The 23,473-nt window shown below is 42.3% G+C and carries 22 protein-coding genes; 14 read left to right on the top strand and 8 right to left on the bottom strand.

What is annotated here, in order from left to right; all coding sequences use genetic code 11:
* Nucleotides 1-2 precede the first annotated feature (2 nt).
* The 4 genes from uppS to rimO all read right to left on the bottom strand — a co-directional run bounded on the left by uppS (nt 3) and on the right by rimO (nt 3,516).
* Nucleotides 3-755, bottom strand: a complete 753-nt coding sequence (uppS, locus tag ACP7AK_RS01680; RefSeq protein WP_004646714.1) for a polyprenyl diphosphate synthase — start codon at nt 753-755, stop codon at nt 3-5.
* A 7-nt stretch (nt 756-762) separates the two neighbouring features.
* Nucleotides 763-1,317: a ribosome recycling factor gene (frr, locus tag ACP7AK_RS01675; protein WP_004279885.1), complete on the bottom strand. Its 555-nt coding sequence runs from the start codon at nt 1,315-1,317 to the stop codon at nt 763-765.
* Between the two features lie 80 nt (nt 1,318-1,397).
* Complete coding sequence (pyrH, locus tag ACP7AK_RS01670) at nt 1,398-2,126, bottom strand: UMP kinase (RefSeq protein WP_004279886.1); 729 nt, start codon at nt 2,124-2,126, stop codon at nt 1,398-1,400.
* 46 nt (nt 2,127-2,172) lie between these two features.
* Nucleotides 2,173-3,516, bottom strand: a complete 1,344-nt coding sequence (gene rimO / locus ACP7AK_RS01665) for a 30S ribosomal protein S12 methylthiotransferase RimO (RefSeq protein ID WP_004646712.1) — start codon at nt 3,514-3,516, stop codon at nt 2,173-2,175.
* 341 nt (nt 3,517-3,857) lie between these two features.
* Between rimO and glnL the strand changes: the two genes are divergently transcribed.
* Nucleotides 3,858-4,967, top strand: a complete 1,110-nt coding sequence (gene glnL / locus ACP7AK_RS01660) for a nitrogen regulation protein NR(II) (protein WP_004646711.1) — start codon at nt 3,858-3,860, stop codon at nt 4,965-4,967.
* Nucleotides 4,954-6,429, top strand: a complete 1,476-nt coding sequence (gene glnG, locus ACP7AK_RS01655) for a nitrogen regulation protein NR(I) (protein ID WP_004646710.1) — start codon at nt 4,954-4,956, stop codon at nt 6,427-6,429. Before glnL ends, glnG begins: the two co-directional genes overlap by 14 nt.
* Nucleotides 6,430-6,478: 49 nt before the next feature.
* Here the strand turns inward: glnG and ACP7AK_RS01650 are convergent, their stop codons facing one another.
* From ACP7AK_RS01650 to mnmG, 3 genes are all read right to left on the bottom strand, one after another.
* Complete coding sequence (locus ACP7AK_RS01650) at nt 6,479-6,805, bottom strand: hypothetical protein (protein ID WP_004279890.1); 327 nt, start codon at nt 6,803-6,805, stop codon at nt 6,479-6,481.
* Nucleotides 6,806-6,937: 132 nt separating this feature from the next.
* The gene (gene mhpT, locus ACP7AK_RS01645; protein WP_313564220.1) at nt 6,938-8,140 is read right to left on the bottom strand and encodes a 3-(3-hydroxy-phenyl)propionate transporter MhpT; all 1,203 of its coding nucleotides are present in this window, start codon (nt 8,138-8,140) and stop codon (nt 6,938-6,940) included.
* Between the two features lie 314 nt (nt 8,141-8,454).
* Nucleotides 8,455-10,335, bottom strand: a complete 1,881-nt coding sequence (mnmG, locus tag ACP7AK_RS01640) for a tRNA uridine-5-carboxymethylaminomethyl(34) synthesis enzyme MnmG (protein WP_004279892.1) — start codon at nt 10,333-10,335, stop codon at nt 8,455-8,457.
* A 254-nt stretch (nt 10,336-10,589) separates the two neighbouring features.
* On the opposite strand from mnmG, the gene ACP7AK_RS01635 reads away from it, so the two are divergent.
* From ACP7AK_RS01635 to purD, 8 genes are all read left to right on the top strand, one after another.
* On the top strand, nt 10,590-11,057 hold the full coding sequence (locus tag ACP7AK_RS01635; RefSeq protein WP_114540771.1) for a hypothetical protein: 468 nt from the start codon (nt 10,590-10,592) through the stop codon (nt 11,055-11,057).
* Nucleotides 11,058-11,201: 144 nt separating this feature from the next.
* The gene (locus ACP7AK_RS01630; protein ID WP_005100861.1) at nt 11,202-12,089 is read left to right on the top strand and encodes a bile acid:sodium symporter family protein; all 888 of its coding nucleotides are present in this window, start codon (nt 11,202-11,204) and stop codon (nt 12,087-12,089) included.
* An 87-nt stretch (nt 12,090-12,176) separates the two neighbouring features.
* The gene (locus tag ACP7AK_RS01625; RefSeq protein WP_425878225.1) at nt 12,177-13,064 is read left to right on the top strand and encodes a bile acid:sodium symporter family protein; all 888 of its coding nucleotides are present in this window, start codon (nt 12,177-12,179) and stop codon (nt 13,062-13,064) included.
* Nucleotides 13,065-13,195: 131 nt separating this feature from the next.
* A complete protein-coding gene (gene prmA / locus ACP7AK_RS01620; RefSeq protein WP_005266631.1) occupies nt 13,196-14,101 on the top strand; it encodes a 50S ribosomal protein L11 methyltransferase in 906 nt (301 codons plus the stop codon).
* A 15-nt stretch (nt 14,102-14,116) separates the two neighbouring features.
* Entirely contained in the window at nt 14,117-14,992 is an 876-nt protein-coding gene (locus tag ACP7AK_RS01615) for a DUF3426 domain-containing protein (RefSeq protein WP_004279897.1), read from the top strand.
* A gap of 398 nt (nt 14,993-15,390) precedes the next feature.
* Entirely contained in the window at nt 15,391-15,660 is a 270-nt protein-coding gene (gene fis, locus ACP7AK_RS01610; RefSeq protein ID WP_001086304.1) for a DNA-binding transcriptional regulator Fis, read from the top strand.
* Nucleotides 15,661-15,755: 95 nt separating this feature from the next.
* Complete coding sequence (gene purH / locus ACP7AK_RS01605) at nt 15,756-17,330, top strand: bifunctional phosphoribosylaminoimidazolecarboxamide formyltransferase/IMP cyclohydrolase (RefSeq protein WP_425878220.1); 1,575 nt, start codon at nt 15,756-15,758, stop codon at nt 17,328-17,330.
* 127 nt (nt 17,331-17,457) lie between these two features.
* The gene (purD, locus tag ACP7AK_RS01600; RefSeq protein ID WP_425878218.1) at nt 17,458-18,741 is read left to right on the top strand and encodes a phosphoribosylamine--glycine ligase; all 1,284 of its coding nucleotides are present in this window, start codon (nt 17,458-17,460) and stop codon (nt 18,739-18,741) included.
* 44 nt (nt 18,742-18,785) lie between these two features.
* Here the strand turns inward: purD and ACP7AK_RS01595 are convergent, their stop codons facing one another.
* The gene (locus tag ACP7AK_RS01595; protein ID WP_346799681.1) at nt 18,786-19,433 is read right to left on the bottom strand and encodes a hypothetical protein; all 648 of its coding nucleotides are present in this window, start codon (nt 19,431-19,433) and stop codon (nt 18,786-18,788) included.
* A gap of 172 nt (nt 19,434-19,605) precedes the next feature.
* On the opposite strand from ACP7AK_RS01595, the gene ACP7AK_RS01590 reads away from it, so the two are divergent.
* The 4 genes from ACP7AK_RS01590 to ACP7AK_RS01575 all read left to right on the top strand — a co-directional run bounded on the left by ACP7AK_RS01590 (nt 19,606) and on the right by ACP7AK_RS01575 (nt 23,339).
* Nucleotides 19,606-20,067, top strand: a complete 462-nt coding sequence (locus ACP7AK_RS01590) for a GNAT family N-acetyltransferase (protein WP_425878216.1) — start codon at nt 19,606-19,608, stop codon at nt 20,065-20,067.
* A 602-nt stretch (nt 20,068-20,669) separates the two neighbouring features.
* On the top strand, nt 20,670-21,545 hold the full coding sequence (locus ACP7AK_RS01585; protein WP_005100876.1) for a MetQ/NlpA family ABC transporter substrate-binding protein: 876 nt from the start codon (nt 20,670-20,672) through the stop codon (nt 21,543-21,545).
* 76 nt (nt 21,546-21,621) lie between these two features.
* Nucleotides 21,622-22,647 carry a methionine ABC transporter ATP-binding protein gene (locus ACP7AK_RS01580; protein ID WP_044110226.1) on the top strand — a complete coding sequence of 342 codons (1,026 nt, stop codon included), beginning with the start codon at nt 21,622-21,624 and terminating at the stop codon, nt 22,645-22,647.
* Nucleotides 22,644-23,339 carry a methionine ABC transporter permease gene (locus ACP7AK_RS01575; protein ID WP_004279923.1) on the top strand — a complete coding sequence of 232 codons (696 nt, stop codon included), beginning with the start codon at nt 22,644-22,646 and terminating at the stop codon, nt 23,337-23,339. Before ACP7AK_RS01580 ends, ACP7AK_RS01575 begins: the two co-directional genes overlap by 4 nt.
* The last annotated feature ends 134 nt before the right edge of the window (nt 23,340-23,473 follow it).

Here is a 23,473-nt window from a genome sequence, read left to right as displayed (position 1 = left end):
TATTAATTCTCAAGTTTTTCCTGATGAATCTGTTCTGATGTTTTACCAAAACGACGTTCACGCCCGCCAAATACGGCAAGTGCATCATCAAGTTCTTCAACGGTAAATTCTGGCCATAGCGTCTCAGTGAAATACAGCTCTGCATAGGCTGCCTGCCACAACAGGAAATTCGACAGACGGAAGTCCCCACCCGTACGAATCAGCAGATCAACTGCAGGTAAATCACCAAGGCTGACATATTGACCAAATACATCAGTATTAATTGCATCAAGATCTAATTTATTTGTTAAAACATCGCTGGCAATTCGCTGTGCAGCTTGTGCCATATCCCACATACCACCATAACTGATTGCAATAGTGAGTGTCATACTATTGAAATTAGCAGTCCTTTCTTCGGCATGCAACATAAGCCCCTGTAATTCTGGGGACAAACGGCTGCGATCACCGATAAAACGTAAGGCAATATTGAATTTTTCCATGCGGGGTAATTGTTCATGAATGGTGTCTACCAGCAATTTCATGAGCAATTCAACTTCGAACTGTGGACGATTCCAGTTCTCACTGGAAAAGGCAAATACAGTTAAAGCCTGGATATTTCTTTTTTTACAGTGTTCAACAATCGGATCTAGAACCGTTTTTCCTTCCCGGTGTCCATCACCTTTCTGCATCTGATTTTTTTTGGCAAAACGATTGTTGCCATCCATGATGATGGCAACATGTTTCGGAAGACGGGGATTTTCTTCAGCAACGGTCATCGATGAATTAGACCTTCATCAATTCAGCTTCTTTCGCAGCCAAGCGCTTGTCAACTTCAGCAACAAATTTGTCAGTAATTTTCTGGATTTCGTCAGCAGCACGACGCTCTTCGTCTTCAGAAATTTCTTTTTCTTTCAACAAAGCCTTGATATCGCCCAATACATCACGACGGATGTTACGGATCGCTACTTTGGCATTTTCTGCTTCATTACGCGCAACTTTTTGCATGTCACGACGCGTTTCTTCAGTCAACGCAGCCATCGGTACACGAATCGCATCTGCTGTAATTGGGTTCAGACCCAAGTCAGATTCACGAATCGCTTTATCAATTGCAGAAACCATTGAACGTTCGAAAGGCTGGATTAACAAAGTACGTGAATCTTCAACACCTACGTTTGCCACCTGGTTCAATGGAACGTCTGAACCATAGTAAGAAACCATCACGTTATTTAAAATTGATGGATGCGCACGACCGGTACGAACTTTTGCAAAACCATGCTCTAGAGATTCTAGAGTTTTGTTCATACGGTCTTCGCTGTCTTTTTTAAGATCGTTAATCATATGATCTTCCTTACTTAATTCTTGAAAAGAGGTTATTACTAAATTAGCGTGTAGTATAAAGTGCTTTGGTGCTCACGTCATTAATTGGTAACGTGAGTCCCTTCTTTTTCACCCATCACAACGGAAAGCAATGCGCCAGATTTATTCATATCGAATACTTGTAGCGGCACATTGTGATCACGACATAAACAGATTGCAGTTAAGTCCATCACACCCAGCTTTTCGTCCAGAACTTGGTCAAAAGTCAATGTGTCATATTTAACCGCATCATCATATTTGCTTGGATCTTTATTATATACGCCATCAACTTTGGTCGCTTTCAAGATCAAGTCTGATTCGATTTCAATACCACGTAAACAGGCAGCTGTATCTGTCGTAAAGAACGGATTACCTGTACCTGCCACGAATACACACACTTCACCCTGAGTCAGGTGACGGATTGCATCACGGCTTGAGTAAGACTCAACCACGGCACCAATTGGCAATGCAGACATTAAACGGGTTTTAATATTACGGCGCACCAAAGCGTCGCGAAGTGCCAAACCGTTCATGACTGTTGCTAGCATACCCATCTGGTCGCCAGTTACACGACCAACTAGACCATCTTTTTGTAGCTGGCTACCGCGATACAGGTTACCACCACCCACAACAATACCTACTTGTACGCCTAAACCCACGAGGTGCGCAATAGAAAGTGACATCTGATCGAGCACTTGTGCATCGATCCCCATGTCTTTATTGCCTGCCAGCGCTTCACCAGAAAGCTTTAACAGGATGCGACCAAAGCGTGGCTTTTTAGAATCCAACATCATCAAACTCCAAAGTATTCAATTTAAATTTTTTTAATTCAAAATCTTAAGCAGACTTGACTGAAATGAGTTTTGCATACAGATCGTATTCATCTGCATCAGTAATTTCGACTTCAAGTAAATCCCCCGCCTTGATGACGCTTTTATCGATATCTTCAACAAAAACATTACCATCAATTTCAGGTGCATCTGCATAAGAACGCGCAACCGCTACCGGGAATTCATCTTCCAGGTCATCTACCAGCACAGTCATGGTCTGACCGATACGTTTTTGGAGTTTGGCTGCCGAGATTTCTTGCTGAACCTGCATGAAACGCTCATAACGCTCTTGTTTAATTTCTTCAGGAACGTGATCTGGCAAATCATTTGCTGTCGCACCTTCAACTGGCGAATAGGTAAAACATCCCACACGATCCAGCTGGGCTTCTTTCAGCCAGTCCAGTAACATCTGGAAGTCTTCTTCAGTTTCACCCGGGAAGCCCACCACAAATGTTGAACGCAACACCAGATCAGGACATTTCTCGCGCCAGATTTTCAAACGCTCCAGTGTATTTTCACTGTGCGCAGGGCGTTTCATCAGTTTGAGAATTTTTGGACTCGCGTGCTGGAATGGAATATCCAGATAAGGCAGGATTTTACCTTGTGCCATCAGGTCAATCACAGCATCCACATGCGGATACGGGTAAACATAGTGCAAACGCACCCAGATTCCCAACTGACCTAATGCTTCACACATGTCATAGAATTTGGTTTTAACCGGCTGGCCATTCCAGAAATCTAGCTTGTATTTCGTGTCCAGGCCATAAGCAGAAGTATCCTGGGAGATGACGAGTACTTCTTTTACACCGGCACGTTTCAGCGCTGCAGCTTCATCAAGCACAGAACCGACTGGACGTGAAACCAGATCGCCACGCATGCTTGGAATAATACAGAAGGTACAACGATGGTTGCAGCCTTCAGATATTTTCAGATAAGCATAGTGTTTTGGCGTCAGGCGGATGCCTTGCTCTGGAACCAGATCAATAAATGGATTGTGTTTTGGCGGCTCAGGTACGTATTGATGAACCGCATCCATAACTTCTTTATATGCCGCTGCACCTGTCACTTTCAGGACATTGGGATGCATTTGGCGAATCTTGTCTTCGTCTTTACCTAGACAACCTGTTACGATCACGCGACCATTCGCGCTCATCGCCTCACCAATCGCATCGAGCGATTCTTGCACTGCGGATTCAATGAAACCACAGGTATTTACTACAACTAAATCAGCACCGTCATAATCCGAAGCGACGTCATAACCTTCAGTCTTTAACTGGGTTAAAATACGTTCAGAATCTACCAATGCCTTAGGACAACCTAAAGATACAAAACCGACTTTGGGGGACTTCATGAATTTTCGCTCTACTAGAATGCGCGTATTGTATGTCTTTTCGCATCATAAAAATAGTTGAAAACCTGACTCTTTGCATCATGCACTAAAATATTGCCATAAAATATTCAACATACCCACTCATGCACCAAAATGAATCATTTTAGATTTACAGCCTCAATTTAATCCGCTATATCTAAGATGAATTGTGTTGCTCTGTCACATTTCTGCATTTCATCGCAATAAATAATCTCTCGTCATAAAAGTTGGCGTGCATCTTGCATCAAATCAGAACTTAAAATTGATTAAATTGCTTTATGAAGATGCCATTGCGCCATTTTAATACAGGAACAAACCCGCGAATGGATCAAATTATTCCGATCGACTATCGTGCTTTAGTGGACAATATGACCACGTGTATCTTATTGATAGACCGCGATCTTAATATTTATTATCTGAATTCTGCCTGTGAAGCCTTATTTGATGTGAGCTTATTCCGCGCGAGCGGCACATCCGTGCTCAATATTTTGCAAAACCCGACAGATGAGTTCAATACCGAAGAAGCCCTGAATAATACTTTAACTACGGGACAGCCTTATACACGCCGCGAAGCCACTATTCTGGTCAACTTTAAAGACATTCATGTTGACTACACTGTTTCTCAGCTAAATCTGGGCAAACCTTATCATCCGCTACTGCTCATCGAACTCAATCCTCGCGATCGCATGTTAAAAATTTCACGCGAAGAAAATCTGCTGCAACAGCATCAGGTAGCGCGTCAGCTGATTCGCGGTGTCGCGCATGAAATCAAAAATCCACTCGGTGGCATTCGTGGCGCGACTCAATTACTGGCACGTAGTTTGAATGATCCACAATACAAAGAATTTACCGACATTATCATTAGCGAAGTGGATCGACTGAGAAATCTGGCCGATACCATGCTCGGCTCACGCCAGCTTCCGAGCTATGAACTGGTCAATGTCCATGAACCATTGGAACGTGTACGTTCACTGATTGCCAACCAGACCAAAAAGAAAATCAAGATTATCCGGGATTACGACTTGTCCTTACCGGAAGTTCTGGCAGACCGTGACCAATTGATTCAGGTCATTTTGAATATTTGCGCCAATGCCGTACAGGCCATGACCGAAAACAAGGAATTCTTTGTCGAACATCAACCGGAACTGATTTTAAGAACCCGGATCCAGCGTCTTTTTACTATTAACGGGGTGATTCACCGCTCTGTGGTACGGATTGATATTGAAGACAATGGCCCAGGTGTGCCGGAAGAGATTATCGAATCGGTGTTTTATCCGCTGGTCACCAGCCGTGCCAAAGGGACCGGACTGGGCCTCAGTATTGCTCAGAATATTATTCATCAGCACAACGGCATGATCGAGTGTCAGTCCGTGGCTGGAAAAACCGTCTTTAGCTTATATTTACCTTGGGAGTCAAATCATGTCGCGAAATAAAATATGGGTGATTGATGACGATCGCGCCATGCGCTGGGTACTGGAAAAGACCTTTAAAGAAGAAGGCCTGGATGTGACCAGTTTTGAAGAAGCACAATCTGCACTGGATCAATTGAGTCTGGAAGCACCTGATGTGATTCTGACCGACATCCGTATGCCAGGAATTGATGGTCTTACTTTCCTGGGCAAAGTCAAACACAATTATCCTGACCTACCTGTCATTATTATGACGGCGCATTCAGACTTAGAGTCGGCTGTTTCCAGCTATCAAACTGGTGCTTTTGAATATCTGCCTAAGCCTTTTGATATTGATGAAGCATTGGCACTGGTAAATCGTGCGATTTTACATATCACCAAGCTACAGCAACAAGAATCGGCAAAAGCGGCTCCACCGATTCAATCTACCGAAATTATTGGTGAATCGCCTGCCATGCAGGAAGTGTTTCGTGCCATTGGCCGTTTATCACAATCGCATATTACCGTGTTGATTAATGGTGAGTCTGGTACAGGTAAAGAACTGGTAGCGCATGCCCTGCATCGTCATTCACCACGCAGTTCAAAACCTTTTATTGCCCTCAATATGGCGGCGATTCCAAAAGACCTGATCGAAACTGAACTGTTCGGCCATGAGAAAGGTGCATTTACCGGTGCTAACACCCAACGTCAGGGTCGTTTTGAACAGGCCAATGGCGGCACGCTGTTTTTAGATGAAATTGGCGATATGCCATTTGAAACCCAGACCCGTTTATTGCGTGTACTAGCCGATGGTGAATTTTACCGTGTTGGCGGTCATATTCCCGTTAAGGTCGATGTGCGTATCGTGGCAGCGACACATCAGGATCTGGAAAAACTGGTTCATGATGGTCGTTTCCGTGAAGACTTGTATCATCGACTGAATGTAATTCGTATTCATATTCCAAAACTGGCACATCGCAGTGAAGATATTCCGATGCTGGCGCAGCATTTTCTGGCGCGTGCCGGAAAGGAACTTGGGGTCAATCCAAAGATTCTGCGTCCTGAAACTCAGGAATATATGCAAAAATTGCCATGGCAAGGTAACGTGCGTCAACTTGAAAATACCTGTCGCTGGCTGACTGTCATGATCACAGGTCGTGAAGTCTATCCTGAAGACTTGCCACCTGAGCTGAAACAGATTCCAATTCATCAGCAGGATCCGGGTGCGCCAATTCCAACGCTGAACCAGATCGCACCGCATCACTGGGATGAATTGCTGGGTCAATGGGCGATGCAGAAACTCAAAAATGGTGAAATGAAACTTCTGGATGTTGCGACGCCAATGTTTGAACGCACCTTGATCAATGCAGCCTTGCAACAAACCCGTGGCCGTAAACGTCATGCCGCAGAACTTTTAGGTTGGGGTCGCAACACTTTAACGCGCAAGCTTAAAGAATTGGGCATGGATACTACGGATGATGAAATCGAAGAAGAAATAGAAAGTTAATCTTTCCATATAAAAAAGCGCCGATTGGCGCTTTTTTATTGATGATGATTTATGCAGTAAAACCCACATAGCGGAAATACCCATCTATGCCCAGATCAGACTTATATATCAGATAATTTGAATAAGTCGCTTGGGTGATTTCATCCAGCATATTCACCTGATCATCATTGGCATGCAGATCATCTACAGAACGCGGCATGCTGTGCTCGAATTCATCCGTCATATATTCAAAGCCAATATCCATGGCAATAAACAGGGTATGTTCACAAGGTTGCACATACTGCTCTTCTGCCCAATCAATCACGTTGTGCTGACAATGTGGACAGGCAATATTATCAGTGGCCTGAATCGAGAGTGGAATAAGTTGATAAGCCATATAAAAATCAATCTGTTTACTATCCGTATATTTTAGCAAATTTTATGGACTGACTTTATTCAATTAAAAACCTCGACGATAAAAAAAGGAATCTTCAGATTCCCTTTTCTGTATTGAGATATCAATAATCTATTACTTATGAGTAGCCTTATAACGTGATAGTGCGGTGACAGCTACCGATACGACCACTGCTGGCAAACTTGCCACAAGAATGCCCGTCGTTCCCAAACCTAATGCCAGAATTTTTCCAGTTAATAATGGTCCAGTCATCGCTCCTAAACGCCCTAGAGAGATCGCACTCCCCACGCCTGTCACTTTGCCTGCGCCTGAATAAAAAATTGGTGAGATCCCATACAGAATAGATTGACCACCTGTAGAGAAAATACCACCCATGACTCCCGCCAAAATTAATAACGGAATAGAAGTTGTGGTGAATAACAATACCAAGGCAACAAACAAGCCACTATAAATGATGGTTGCCATTTGCCAGAGCTTTAAACGGTCCAGCAAATAACCCAGACTCAAGGTTCCAATGACAGCGCCCACCTGGAACACCAACATCACCAGAAATGCCTGTTGTTTCTGTAAACCTTGTTCCATAAGTAAATTTGGCAACCAGCTAATCAAAATATAATTGATCATCAAGGTAAAAAAGAACCCGACCCAAAGAGGTACTGTATTTTTATATTGGCGCTGCTTGAACAAAACTTCAGCCATGCCCGGTACAGCTTCGTCAGAGACCTGCACTTCCGCATTCACTTTAGACTTATCTTTAAGAATAAACGCCATCAATGGAATCAATACTAAAGGCGTTAATCCCCCAATCAGGAACAAGGTTTGCCATTGAATCTCTGGAAGCAACATGGCCAGACCGGCAACAAAGATCGCCCCTACCGGCAAACCACAATACATCAGACTATTTAGCTTGCCACGGTTGGCTTCCGTTGCTTCATCACCGACGACTGAAATCATGGTTGGCATTGCCGCACCTAAACCCAAACCAGTAAAGAAACGCGCTGCATATAAAACTTCGATGCTTGGCGCAATTGCAGTCAACGACATGAACAGACCAAAAATAGTCACAGAAAGCATTAGGACTTTCTTTTGTCCTAGATAATCTGCAATACGTCCGCCAAAGAATGCGCCAAACAGCATTCCAAAGACACCCAGACTAAATACATAGCCCATTTGGATTTGATCTAAACCAAAGCTTGCTGCAATTCCTTTCGCCGCAATCCCGGGAGCTTGAAGGTCAAAACCTTCAAAAAATGCGACCCAGAAACATAAGAATATCGTTAATATTTTTTGGGCTTTTCCGCTGTATGGCTGTGCCATGACTGATCTCCATCAATAATTCACAAACCGTTTGATAGTCTGACGATCCGTTGCATTATTCTTAACCTAATCTTGATAGAGAAATAGCACGACAATAGTCGGGTTTAAGCACATCAGCATGTGTAAATATCATCTAAATTAGACCTAAAAGATTGTATTTCTAGACTTAATACATCTTAATAATATTCATTATATATATTTATCAATAACTTAATTTAATAGTAGTTATTTTTAATTCAACGATAGTCAAAACTTATACAAAACTACAAGCCGATAAAAAGCCCGCTTAATGCGGGCTTTTTTAGCGCATAATCTTAAGCAGATTTCTTTGCTTGTGCATTCTTACGAATTGTAATCATCACCAGTTGAACTGCTGCAGGGGTTACACCTGGAATACGACTGGCTTGCGCCAATGTTTCAGGACGAACATCTTTCAGTTTCAGGGTAATTTCACGGGACAGACCTGACACGATGTCATAATCGAAATCCGCAGGAATACGGGTTTCTTCAAGACGTTTCATTTGTGCGACGTCTTCATGCTGACGATTAATATAACCCGCATATTTCACTGCAATTTCAATTTGCTCACCGACAAATGGTGATACTTCAGAATTGGTTAACTCTGCAATTTGAGCAAATGAAATGTTTGGACGTTTCAACAAATCAATCGCCGAACATTCTTTAGACAGGTCTGCACCGGTCATCTCAACGAATTTCTTGCCCATTGGGTTATTTGGTGCGGCCCACAAGTGTTGCAAACGGCCTGTTTCTTTTTCCACTGCTTCCATTTTCTCACAGTACACTGCCCAACGCGCGTCATCCACCAGACCCATTTCACGACCAATGGCTGTTAAACGCTGATCTGCGTTATCTTCACGCAGCATCAAACGGTATTCGGCACGTGAGGTGAACATACGGTATGGTTCTTTGGTACCTAATGTGATCAGGTCATCGACCAGAACACCCATGTATGCTTCATCACGTTTTGGCGTCCATTGCTCCTGATCCCAAGCACGGCGTGCAGCGTTCAAGCCTGCAAGCAAACCCTGCGCACCCGCTTCTTCATAACCGGTTGTGCCGTTGATTTGACCGGCGAAATACAAGTTATTAATTGCTTTGGTTTCAAGGGTAAATTTCAACGCTTGTGGGTTGAAGTAATCGTATTCAATGGCATAGCCCGGACGAAGAATGTGCGCATTTTCCATACCACGGATCGAGCGAACCAGTTCAAACTGAACGTCGAACGGTAAAGAAGTCGAAATACCATTTGGATAAAGCTCATGTGTATCCAAGCCTTCAGGCTCCAAGAAGACTTGGTGAGAATCTTTATCGGCAAAACGGTGAATCTTATCTTCAATCGATGGGCAATAACGTGGTCCAACACCTTCGATCACACCCGTGTACATCGGTGAACGGTCTAAACCGCCACGAATGATTTCATGCGTGCGTTCATTGGTATGCGTGATATAGCAATTTACCTGCTCAGGATGCATAGACACATCCCCCATGAATGACATGGTCGGAGATGGGAAATCACCCGGCTGTGGTGTCATCACAGAGAAATCCACTGAACGCGCGTCAATACGTGGTGGTGTACCTGTTTTTAAACGACCTACTGGCAAGTTTAATTCACGCAAACGATGTGCAAGTGAAATAGATGGCGGATCACCAGCACGACCACCGCTAGATTTCTCCAGACCAACGTGGATGACACCACCTAAGAATGTACCTGCTGTCAGCACCACAGTTTTCGCATCAAAACGGATACCCATTTGGGTAACCACACCTTTAACGGTATCGCCTTCAACAATCAGGTCATCTGCGGCTTGCTGAAAAATATCAAGGTTTGCTTGGTTTTCTAATGTTTCGCGAATAGCCGCTTTATAACGTACACGGTCCGCCTGCGCACGTGTTGCACGTACTGCAGCACCTTTACGCGAGTTCAAAATACGGAATTGAATACCGCCTTTATCGGCAGCCAGTGCCATCGCACCGCCCAAAGCATCAATTTCACGCACCAAATGCGATTTACCAATACCACCGATGGCCGGGTTACAGCTCATCTGCCCTAAAGTCTCAATGTTATGAGTTAAGAGTAAAGTCTGTCGACCCATACGCGCTGCAGCCAGAGCCGCTTCCGTACCGGCGTGACCGCCACCGATAACAATAACATCGTATACTTTAGGATAATGCATAGTGGTAATTGAGAGATAAAAAAGAATAGCTGAGCATTATAGCAAATTTCACTCTAAAGTAGACAAATTCAGTTGAATTTATCCTGAGATAAATCGCACTTAACTCGCATAACAATAAAGCACTGTAATTTAACTTTGCAGAGGAACTATATAAATTAAACATATAAGCTGAGAAATTTACTCGATTTGCATTGTTTAATCTGGCGCATTTTTTAATCTATATGTTGGTTACATTACAAACAAAGGTATAAAAGATGAATAAGAATATTTTCCTCTCAACCGTTCTATGTGGTTTATGTTTTGCGCCATTTGCTGCATCAGCGAATGATAAGGTCGAAACCATTTATAATGCACAAAAGTACCAACAGGTTTGTAAAGGCAAATCCCAAGGTGCACAAGTCAGTTTTGCCTATCGCGGCATTATCTGGAATGGTACCTGTGAGCCGCAGTTTTTCACTTCATCCAAAAATGCTTCAATCAAAGGCGATGAAGCCGAACTCATGAGTACCTGTAGCGGCAACAGTGGTGCGACTACTGCCACCATCAATGGTGCCGAAGTCAAAGGTAAATGTGCATTAGGCTTTATGCCACCACGCCCTCAGGGACAATCTCAGATGCAAAGCCAACCGATGCAGCCACATATGCAAAACCAGCCTATGCAGCATCAGATGAACCAGCCAGCACAGCCTGATTCACCAATGCAAGGCCAGCCAGGTATGTAGCCGATATATATCTAAATAGTTTAGATTTCAAGTAAAAGCTTTGACGGGCAAAGTGACTGCATTTTGCCCGTTTTTTATTGCTTATTTATTCATCTAGGCTAAACTGGAAATATACCTATAAATGTATAATAAAAAGGCAAATTCATGGATTCGGGGTTTTTTAGCGTTTTTTTGCCAATTACATTGGCAATTATGATGATGGGGCTGGGGCTAGAACTCACCATCAAAGATTTCCTGCGCTTAAGTCGCTATCCTAAAGTCATTTTTATTACTTTATTTGCGCAGTTAGTCCTATTACCCAGCATTGCTTTTTTTATTTGTCTGATTTTGGACTTGCCCGCTTTGCTTGCTGTAGGTCTGATGCTGCTGGCCGCCTCGCCCGGTGGTCCAACCGCAAACCTGTTTAGCTACATATATAAAGGTGATGTGGCACTGAATATTACTCTAACCGCCATTAATACCATCATCTCTATTTTTACCTTGCCCTTTATTGTCAATCTGTCCTTACACTACTTTATGAGTCATGACTCAAACGTGACTTTTCCAGTTGAAAAGATTGTACAAGTGTTTTTAATTACCTTGATTCCCGTGATCATGGGTATGCTGCTTCGAGCCAAATTTCCAAACCTGTCGATTACTGTCAGCAGGCCCATGCGCTTACTCTCTATCGGTTTTCTAACCATCCTATTCATATTCGCCATTTTCAGAGAACGTTCGAATTTGGTCGAATACTTTGCCAATATTGGTACAGCAACTGCGATTTTATGTTTTTCCAGCCTGTTTATTGGCTATTGCATCCCTCTACTCATGGGCATTCCAGAGAAAATGGCACGTGCTTGTACCTTTGAAATCGGCATTCATAACACAGCCATTGCCCTAACCATTGCGATTTCGGTTCTGAATAATGTCACGATGGCCATTCCAGCAGGCATTTATACAATTTTCATGTACAGTTTCGCGACCATTTTCGGTGTGCTAATTAGCCGCCAGCAAGTGGTATATAGTAATAAAAGTCGTTTATCAGATTTGTAATTTATTTGGCTGATTTTGCTATAAGGCTGTATGCTTTTCCAAAGAAAATCAGAAGTATTAAAACAATTTTCGACAAGGAGCATACAGATGGATTCTGGCCTTATAACAATATTACTGCCGCTGGCACTTGCAATCATCATGATGGGACTTGGCCTTGAACTGACACCTCGGGACTTTAGCCGTGTCACTCGTCACCCCAAAGCCGTATTTATAGCATTGTTCTGCCAACTGGTTATTCTGGTTGGCATTGCCTTTTTGCTTTGCAAGCTATTCGCTTTAACCCCATTACTCTCAGTCGGGTTGATGCTCTTGGCGGCTTCGCCCGGGGGTGCAACAGCCAACCTGTTTAGCTATCTGTTTAAAGGTGACTTAGCCCTCAATATCACTTTGACTGCTATCAACTCAGTCATCGCAGCGATTACCTTACCTTTAATTATTAATTTTTCGATCATGCATTTTATGCAGGATAGCCAGCAAGTTGGCCTGCAATTCGGCAAGATTCTGCAAGTCTTTGCGATCATCCTGATTCCGGTGGGAATTGGCATGTTGATTCGGCGCTATGCACCAGGCGTGACAGCAAAACTGAATCGGCCGCTGCGGATTTTTTCGATTGGCTTTTTGGTGCTGATTATTATTGCCACACTTATTAAAGAACGCACAAATATCGGCGAATACTTGACCCAGGTTGGTCTAGCGACTGCCTTATTCTGCACCTTGAGCCTGAGTATTGGTTATCTGATTCCACGACTACTGAATATTAATAGCGCTCAAGCCCGTGCCAGTGCATTTGAAATTGGCATTCATAACAGCACCCTCGCCATGACCATTGCCCTGACCGTGATTGGCAGTGCTGCTGTGGCAATGCCAGCCGCGGTTTATTCTATCTTTATGTATATCTTTGCTGCAATTTTTGGCAGCTTGTTGAATCGGCTTGCACCACTCCCGGCGCAAACACCTTTAACGAATCTGGATTAGATAAGCTCTGGAACGCTTAAAAGGATGCTTCAGGCATCCTTTTTATTTTGGGAATGGATCAAGAAGATAGCAGCGTTGAGTCTGAACTTCCGTTACAATAGCTTTTTGAAAAATGTATAAAGGTTATTTCTGTGAAGTGGTTACAAATTCATATTACGGTTGAACAGGCTCAGGTTGATTTTACTGAGACATTACTCAGCTCGCTAGGCGCAGTGAGTGTGACTTTGGATGATGCTGAAAACCAGGATTTGCTGGAACCACTTCCAGGTGAAACGCCACTTTGGAATAAAGTGATTGTGACCGGTATTTATGCGCAGGAAGAAGGCGAAGAAATCGATGTTGCCGCACTAGAAACCTTTATTCGTACACAAATGCCAGATGCTCCGATCCGTCATGAACTGATTGAAGATCAGGCTTGGGAACGTACCTGGATGGATGCCTATGAGCCTATTCAGATTGCTGATAAATACTGGATCGTACCGGAGTGGATGGAAGCACCTGATGCCGATGCGGTAAACATCAAGCTTGATCCAGGTCTGGCTTTCGGAACAGGCAACCACGCTTCAACTTTCCTGTGCTTACAATGGCTCGGCAAAATTAATGTGAAAGATAAAATTGTCATCGATTATGGCTGTGGCTCAGGCATTCTCGCGGTAGCTGCACTGCTATTAGGTGCGAAAAAAGCATATGCTACTGATATCGACCCACAAGCTGTACTGGCGACTCAGCAAAACGCTGAACTGAATGGCGTACTGGACAAACTTTATGTCGGACTGCCAGAAGAATTTAGAGATGAGCTCGGCAATACCAAAGCTGACGTATTTGTTGCCAATATTCTGGCAGCACCACTGATGATGCTGGCTCCTGAGTTCGCAACTTTAATCAAATCTGAGGGACAGTTCGCACTTGCCGGAGTGATTGAAGAGCAAGTTGCTGATGTTACTAGCATTTACTCAAATTATTTTGATATATTAGAGGTAGAAAAACGAGACGAGCACTGGTGCCGTATCTCGGGTAAACGCCATAAGAACGAATGAGCCTATAAATAATCCATGAGTGACAAAAGAACCCATTGCCCTACCTGTTCCACCACCTATAAGGTCACAGTTGCTCAACTCACCGTTGCGCAGGGTATGGTTTGCTGTCCCAAATGTACTACTTCATTTAATGCCTTATCGCATTTGGTGACCGAAACCCGGAATTCGGTCACCGCATCAATATCTCAGGCTCAGTCGAACTCCAGCGAATTCAGCGAAACTGATACTCAAAATAACTCAGGTGTTTATCACGCAGATCAGCACAATCGTCATAGCCTGCTACAGATTTTTGATCAAAAAGTTGAACATTCCAATATTGACCTGGAAACCTATTTAAATAACCTGAATTATTTCAGTACCGAGCCAATTTCAGTATTACCGAGCATGAATTGGGAAGATCAGGCAGAAAAACAGACTAAACGCGGGCCAATGTACTATATAGGCTGGAGTTTACTCAATCTGTCACTGTTCAGCCTGCTGATGTTTCAATTCTTCTGGTTCAATCCGCAATACATCAAAAACAGTCACGTTATGAGCCTGGCCTTTAACACTGCCTGTGAAGTGTTTAATTGTTCCAATCTGGAAAAATACTACACACTGATTCAGGCCAATAAAGTCAAAATCAAGGCAACCGGTAATAATGAAGCTGAGTTTAGCGGTGAGCTGATCAATTTTCATGACCGTAGCCTGGCCTTACCGATTTTAAGAATCAATCTGGAACATCGCGGTGAAGTGATTGCAACTTATAACCTGTCCTCCGAAGAGTACCTGATTGAAAGTCTGGTCAATATTCAGCGCATCCCAAAAAACAGCCCGTTTAAATTCAAATTTAAGCTTCCAGTCGATCGTAAAAGCTTTGATCGCTATACTTTGGAAATAATTCGCCCCTAATCTGCTGAGAAAGCATTAAAAAATTAAAAAAAGTTAAAAAAAATGCAGTTTTCTTGCTCACTTTTGCTTAGACAATGGTATGATACGCGCCACGAAAGCTATGTGCTGCAACTCCTCGCGACTTTTTCACAACAAATACAGTCTTGCCTAATGCGCTATAAAATTTATTGCGTATCGTGCAGATTTTTTTGTTTTGATTTTGGTCAGTAACAAAACTTTAACTATTGTTACGCTTATTTTTCGACCAAATCGCAGAGATGTGTCAAGCTACAGGCTCAATGTAATGACTAAGTTTTAGAACTTCCGTTTTAGGATCTAAAATGGAGTTCATTTCAATTTCTAGACCACTTTTATATATCACTTTACCCAAGTGATATTTGTTTTTCGGATTAATTCGCATGAATAGCAAATCTCCTATTTTTACTGCACAATCTGATGTTGCTTTACGTATCCACGTAGATCGCGCAGTTCGCCACTATTTTGCACAACTGCAGGGCGAGCAACCATCTCAGGTATACGACATGGTGCTAGCAGAAATGGAGAAACCTCTTCTATCTGTAGTTCTAGAATATACACGTGGTAACCAAACACGTGCTGCCGAGATTCTCGGACTCAACCGTGGTACTTTACGTAAAAAGTTAAAAGCTCACGGTTTAATGAGTGAATAAATGATAAAATGCTTGCGGCTTCCGCAGGCATTTTTTTTAACCTGTAAATTGCTGATTTTGTTTTATTCTGTTCCTTGAAAACTGTGACGAAGATCATGACTATTAAACGCGCTTTAATCTCTGTGTCTGACAAGACTGGTATTGTTGAATTTGCACAAGAACTTGCTGCTCTAGGGGTAGAAATTTTATCTACAGGTGGTACCTACAAATTGTTGAAAGACAATAATGTGGCTGTAGTTGAAGTTTCAGAGCACACTGGTTTCCCAGAGATGATGGACGGCCGTGTTAAAACACTACATCCAAAAATTCATGGCGGCATTCTGGCCCGTCGTGGTCTAGACGAAGCAGTGATGGCTGAACACAACATCGATGCGATCGATCTTGTTGTTGTTAACCTGTATCCATTTGCTGCGACTGTAGCAAAACCAAACTGTTCACTTGCTGATGCGATCGAAAACATCGACATCGGTGGTCCGACTATGGTTCGTGCTGCTGCAAAAAACCATGCTTCTGTCGGTATCGTAGTGAATGCATCTGACTACGCAACGGTAATTGCTGAGCTTAAAGCGGAAGGTGCTTTATCTTATGCAACCCGTTTTGACCTGGCAGTGAAAGCATTTGAACATACTGCGCAATACGATGGTATGATCGCATCTTACTTAGGCGCTCGCGTAGGTGTCGAGGAAGGTCAGGCTGACAAATTCGCGCGTACTTTCAATACACAATTGAACAAAGCTCAAGACTTACGTTATGGTGAAAATCCGCATCAGTCTGCTGCATTCTATGTAGATCCAGCTGCAACTGAAGCTTCTGTTTCAACTGCAAAACAGTTACAAGGTAAAGAACTCTCTTATAACAACATTGCGGACACAGACGCTGCACTTGAATGTGTTAAATCATTTGCAAAGCCTGCTTGTGTCATCGTTAAACATGCCAACCCATGTGGCGTTGCAGTATCTTTAGACGGTATCAAAGCTGCTTACGATCTTGCTTATGCAACTGATCCAGAATCTGCATTCGGCGGCATCATTGCATTCAACCGTGAATTAGATGTTGAAACTGCACAAGCAATTGTTGACCGTCAATTCGTTGAAGTAATCATCGCTCCTAGCGTTGCTGAAGGCGTGCTTGAAGTCACTGGTGCGAAGAAAAATGTACGCGTACTAGTATGTGGCGAACTTCCAAAGATTGACGAACGTGCTGCACAACTTGACTACAAACGCGTAAACGGCGGTTTGTTAGTTCAAGATCAAGACTTAGGCATGATTACTAAAGATGATCTTAAAGTTGTGACTAAACGCGCACCAACTGAACAAGAAATTGATGACATGATCTTCGCTTGGAAAGTGGCGAAATACGTGAAGTCTAACGCGATTGTTTATGCCAAAAACCGTCAAACGATCGGTGTCGGCGCTGGCCAAATGAGCCGTGTCAACTCTGCCCGTATTGCTGCAATCAAAGCTGAACATGCTGGTTTAGTGGTTGAAGGTGCGGTAATGGCATCTGACGCATTCTTCCCATTCCGTGATGGTATTGATAACGCTGCCAAAGCAGGTATCAAATGCATTATTCAACCGGGTGGTTCTATGCGTGATGAAGAAACAATTGCAGCAGCTGACGAAGCTGGTATTGCAATGGTGTTCACTGGTATGCGTCACTTCCGTCACTAATTAATTTTAAATCCTCCCTAGCCCTCCTTAATAAAGGAGGGTTTTCTATATCATAGTAGAGCGAAGGGAGTCCCCCTTTTATCAAAGGGGGATTTAGGGGGATTCTATTTCAGAAGGATTTTTTTTAATGAATATTTTAGTTTTGGGTAATGGCGGTCGTGAACATGCATTGGCATGGAAAATCGCGCAAGATGATAAAGTCGCAAAAGTATTTGTAGCACCGGGTAATGCAGGTACTGCAACAGAAAATAAATGCGAAAATGTTGCCTTAAATATTTTAGACAATGCTGCGATTATCGACTTTGCAAAAAGCAATGCGGTTGATTTAGTGGTTGTTGGTCCTGAAGCACCACTTGTAAATGGTGTTGTAGATGCATGCCGTGAAGCTGGCGTTAAAATTTGGGGTCCAACTCAATTTGCTGCGCAGCTTGAAGGCTCTAAAGCATTCGCTAAACACTTCCTTAAACGCCATAACATTCCAACGGCTTTCTATGACGTATTTACTGAAGTAGATGCTGCGAAAGCATTTGTTGAGAAAAATGGTGCGCCAATCGTGATCAAGGCTGATGGTCTTGCTGCAGGTAAAGGCGTAATCGTTGCCATGACCAATCAAGAAGCATTTGCAGCAATTGATGACATGCTTGCAGGTAACAAGTTTGGCGATGCAGGTTCTCGCGTTGTGATCGAAGAATTCCTTGCGGGTGAAGAAGCATCTTTCATTTGTATGATTGATGGCGACAACATCTTGCCAATGGCAACATCGCAAGACCATAAGCGTATTTTTGAAGGCGACCAAGGTCCGAACACCGGCGGTATGGGTGCTTACTCTCCTGCACCTGTTGTGACTGCTGATGTGTTTGAAAAAACCATGAATGAAGTGATGCGTCCTACCGTTGAAGGTATGAAAAAAGACGGTCACGTTTACACTGGTTTCTTATACGCTGGCTTGATGATTGACGACAAAGGTCAACCAAAAGTAATCGAGTTTAACTGTCGTTTTGGTGACCCTGAAACTCAACCGATCATGATGCGTTTAAAATCATCTTTGGTGGATCTCGTTGAAGCTGGTATTGCAGGTAACTTACCTGCTGAAGCTGAATGGGATGAGCGCAAGACTGTTGGTATCGTTTTAGCGTCAAAAGGCTACCCAGAAACTTCAAGCAATGGTGATGTGATTTCAGGTTTAGACACTGAAATGGCAGATGCGAAAGTGTTCCATGCAGGTACTAAAGCCAATGAAAATGGCGACATCGTCACTGCTGGCGGTCGTGTACTTTGTGTGACTGCACTGGGTAATACCATTGGTGAAGCGCAAGCAAAAGCATTAGAGCTTTGTGAAAAAGTAACATTCGATGGTGTCCAATACCGTAAAGATATTGGTTACCGCGCGATTGCGCGTGAAAATGCTTAACTCAGTTTAAGTATTAAAAAACCCCGCTGAGTGCGGGGTTTTTATTATTTCGCAATAAGATAATCTTTAGCTAGAATTTCATATTTTTCTTTCTTTTCAAGAAGATCATGATAGTAATCATACAAATATGGAAATTTATCGTTATAAGTCTGAATATCTACTTCAATTTTTTTATTTTTCATATTTAAAGCATAAATTATTTCATCGTGTAGCTTATTCAAAATTTTATATAGTTCAATAAATTCATTAGATTCGGCATTATCTAAAATTCTCAGTGCAACTTTCTGAAATTTACCTAAATTTTTCACAAAAATTGTATGCTCATCCATGATAAATTTATGTAAGTCTAAAGGTATATTTTTCTCATTGTAAGGATAAAAATAATTTTTAGTTTCATTTATATAAATTAGCCAATATATTTGCCCTATTGCCCTAGTTGCCTCATCTAAATATTCTAATGTATCAATCATTAAATCTCGTTTGACCATGAAATTATTTTGTTCTTTCCAAGCATTTAACAAAATAAAAGCAGACAATGGCGCAAAAAGACCTGCTGACCAACCAAACATAGTTGCTACAGCCGTACCCTTATCTATTGCTAAGGGGTAGATTAAAAAGTAGGTTATAAATGTCATGATAACAATAATAACTAGATAACCTATGATTAATTCTTTTATGATCTTAGTCTTCATTCTTCCACTTGTTATAATTTGAGTTAATTTAATTTTAAATCAATTAGTTAAACATAGAAACCTCAACCATGAAAGAAATATGATTAAAATATCCAGCCCTCGCCTCATCCTCCGCCAATGGCAAGATTCCGACACTGCCCCATTTATCTAGATATGCGCAGACGATGAAGTCATGCGTTATTTTCTTAAAAAACTCGATGCTTCCGAAGCCACTGCATTTATGCAACGCTTAAAAGATGCCATCGAAACACGTGTTTGGGGTTTATATGCAGTAGAGCTTAAAAGCTCTGGCGAATTTATTGGCTTTATTGGTTTACACGTGCATCCGCCTGAGTTTGAAATGGCAGATGCACCTGAAATTGGCTGGCGCTTGCTACCGCAATATTGGAACCAAGGCTATGCTACTGAAGGAGCCAAAGCAGTACTAAAATATGCCTTTAGAACCCTGCGCCTAGAGAAAGTCATTTCTTTTACTGCCTGCATCAACACGCCCTCAGAACGTGTCATGCAAAACATTGGCTTAGAAAAAGTAAGAGAGTTTGACCATCCACTTGTACCTGCCGATCATATCTTGTGTAGACACGTACTCTATGAAAAACAGCGTTCGGATTATCTGTATATTCCCTTTTGTTAAAACAAGCTTGCAGTATCATGACCTGAGGAAACCAAGATCAGATACTGACTCGCTTAGTTAATATAAAGGAAAGATTTATCTCGTTAATGATCGAATTTTCTTCATTTCCCAAAAAATCAGATATTTTTTTATATTTATCTATATGCATTTTTTATATTTCTATCTTACAAAATCTTATAAAGATCACTATTTAAACACATCCATTAAAACTATATTTTCAATATAAATAATATATTGTTTTAATTAAAATTTTGTTTAAAAGATCTTTTTTTATATTCGACTAAAGAGATAAGCAAGGCTTTTTTATCCAGTATATCGAATATAGATTTATTGCTATGATATCCGCAACTTCAGAGCACTCAAACCTTGCCATGTACTTATAAAATATCTATTTTCTCTCTCCAAATAGATTAAATACATCAGATTTGGGCTGCCTCTGACTTGATCAAGTTCACCAGAATTGTTGTTGCACGCTTGCAGCTTTCGACTTCAAGCTTTCTTCAACCATGATCAAGCTATCTACTTAGATCGTAATAAAACTCTTATTTAACACGATTTAAAAATGCTTATACTCTAGGCAAGAATAGAATTAGGACAATTTCATGAAAAAGTTACTTGGCGTTATCTTGAGTGCCTCTGTATTGACTTTAACTGGGTGTGGTAAACAGGAAGCGCCTGCCACTGATGCAGCGCAAACTAAAGATGCAAATGGTCTTCAAACTGTAACTATGGCTTCGACCGGTTCAGATGCAGACGTATGGCGTTATATCGCGACCCTGCCTGAAACCAAAGCAGCCGGTATCAAACTTGATGTGAAAAATTTCACTGACTATGTGTCGATGAACACAGCAGTAGCCAACAAAGAAATTGATGTGAATGCATTCCAGTCTTATGCCTATATGGTGGCTTACAACGATGCCAACACAGCCAAAATTGCACCTCTATCTACGACCTATCTAGAGCCTATGGGCATTTACTCAAGCAAAGTAAAATCTTTAAACGAGTTTAAAACCGGTGCGACCATTGCCATTCCGAATGACGGCGCAAACGAATCACGTGCATTATTACTTTTACAATCAGCAGGCCTGGTTAAATTAAAAGCTGGTTTTGACAATGTCAAAGGTACAACGTCTGATGTGACCGAAAATGCAAAACAAATCGTGATTAAGCCAATTCAAATGGCGACTGCAGTACGCGTAAAAGACGAAGTGGATGCGATTGTGCTGGGCAATACCTTGGCAATGGAAGGTGGTTTAAACGTATTGAAAGATGCGATTTACTATGAGCCAATCGACCAAAGCACAAAAATGAATGTAAACGTATTAGCGGTTGCAGCAGATCGTCAAAATGATCCAGTTCTGCAAAAAGTAGGTGCGTTGTATCATACGCCAGCAGTAAAAGCATATGTTGATGAACATTTTGGTGGTACGAAAGTTGCGGTAAACAAACCTGTGACGTATTTAACTGAATCAAAATAGTACTATAATAGACTTTTAGAACAGGCAAGGACGATTTCTTGCCTGTTTTTTTATCCGTGATGCAGTTTTTGACACTATGATTGAATTTAAAGATATTTCAAAACAGTATGAGCTTAAGGGTCAAACCTTGCATGCCTTGAATCAGATTAATCTTCAGATTCCAACCGGCAGTATTTTTGGCATCATCGGTTATAGTGGTGCTGGTAAAAGCACCCTCATCCGTCTGATCAACCTGCTTGAGCGCCCAAGCTCAGGCCGGATTATCATTAACGGAACAGATTTTACCGCACTCGATGCCAAAGCATTGCGTCAAGAACGTGCCAGCATCGGCATGATTTTCCAGCATTTCAATTTAATGCAAACCAAAACCGTGGCAGCCAATATCGAAATGCCAATGAAACTCCTGGGCTGGAGCAAGGCAGAACGAGAAAAACGCCTCGAAGAATTATTAGACTTTATTGACCTGAAACATAAACGTCATGCATTTCCAGATGAATTGTCTGGCGGTCAAAAGCAGCGTGTCGGGATCGCTCGTGCCCTTGCCAATCATCCAAAAATTTTACTCTGTGATGAAGCGACTTCTGCACTGGACCCACAAACCACCAAATCTGTTCTACAGCTACTTAAAAAAATTAACGAAGAACAAGGCATCACCATTGTTATGGTTACCCATGAAATGGATGTGATTGAAACTGTATGTGATTATGTCGCCGTGATGGAAAAAGGTGACGTAATTGAGACCGGTAGTACCTTACAAATATTTAGTCAACCACAGCACCCGACCACCAAGAATTTCATTCAGACCGTATTACAGCAGCATTTACCAGTCAATATTCTGACCAATCTGGAAAACCAGAATCACAACAGTATTTATTGCCTGAAATTCCTCGGCAGTTCGGCTCAGGAAACCGTGATTCAAGCGGTGATTAAACAATTTAATATCAGTTTAAATATTCTATTTGCCAATATGACCGAAATTAATGGCACGGTGATTGGCCAGATGTTTATTCAGCTACTGGGTGATGCACAAGAAATTCAAGCAGCAATAAAATTCCTTGAACAACACGGCGTACAAGTCGATCAGGCGGGAGTACAGGCATGAGAGATTTGATTGTACAGTGGCTAACAACGATCACGGCGCCGTTCTGGAAAAGCTCCCTGTCGATAGATCAGTTTGTGACAGCGCTGCAAGAAACCTTTCATATGGTGTTCTTCGCGATGCTATTTGGCTGTATCTGGGGCTTTATTCAGGCGATTACCCTGTTGGTAACACGTCCGAATGGAATTCTGCCGAATCGTGTGATTTATCACGGTCTCAATCCGATTGTGAATGCGCTACGTTCGCTGCCGTTTATTATCCTGCTAATCGCAGTCATTCCACTGACCAAGTTAATTGTCGGCACATCGATTGGTACATGGGCAGCGATTGTTCCATTAACCATTTATGTCGGTCCATACATTGGTCGCCTGATTGAAACATCTTTACTCGAAGTGAATGAGGGTATTATCGAATCTGCCCAAGCCATGGGCGCGACGCCAATGCAAATTATCTTTAAGTTTATTCTGCCGGAAGCGCGTAGCTCACTGATTCTAAACTTGACTACTGCTACCATCAGTTTGATTGGTGCAACGGCAATGGCCGGTGCTGTCGGTGCGGGTGGTATTGGTGACTTAGCGATTTCTTATGGTTATCAGCGTTTTGATACCTCTGTAGTCATCATGACGGTGATTGTATTGTTGATTCTGGTGCAGATTGTACAAAGCCTCGGCGACTGGTTATCCCGACTTCGTTAAGCTAGTTTCTATGTATGAATAAAGCCCTCTAAAAAGAGGGTTTTATTGTTTTTAATACTTACGAACCCTTTCTCATTATTTCAAAGTAAAGTCCTGCAACTATTTGATACGTGCCACGGCGACAGGAAGTCGCC

Source organism: Acinetobacter sp. TWP2-2-3 (assembly GCF_049896445.1).
Lineage (GTDB): Bacteria > Pseudomonadota > Gammaproteobacteria > Pseudomonadales > Moraxellaceae > Acinetobacter.
The sequence above is the reverse complement of the archived record's forward strand: the minus strand, read 5'-3'. Positions and strand labels throughout refer to the sequence as shown.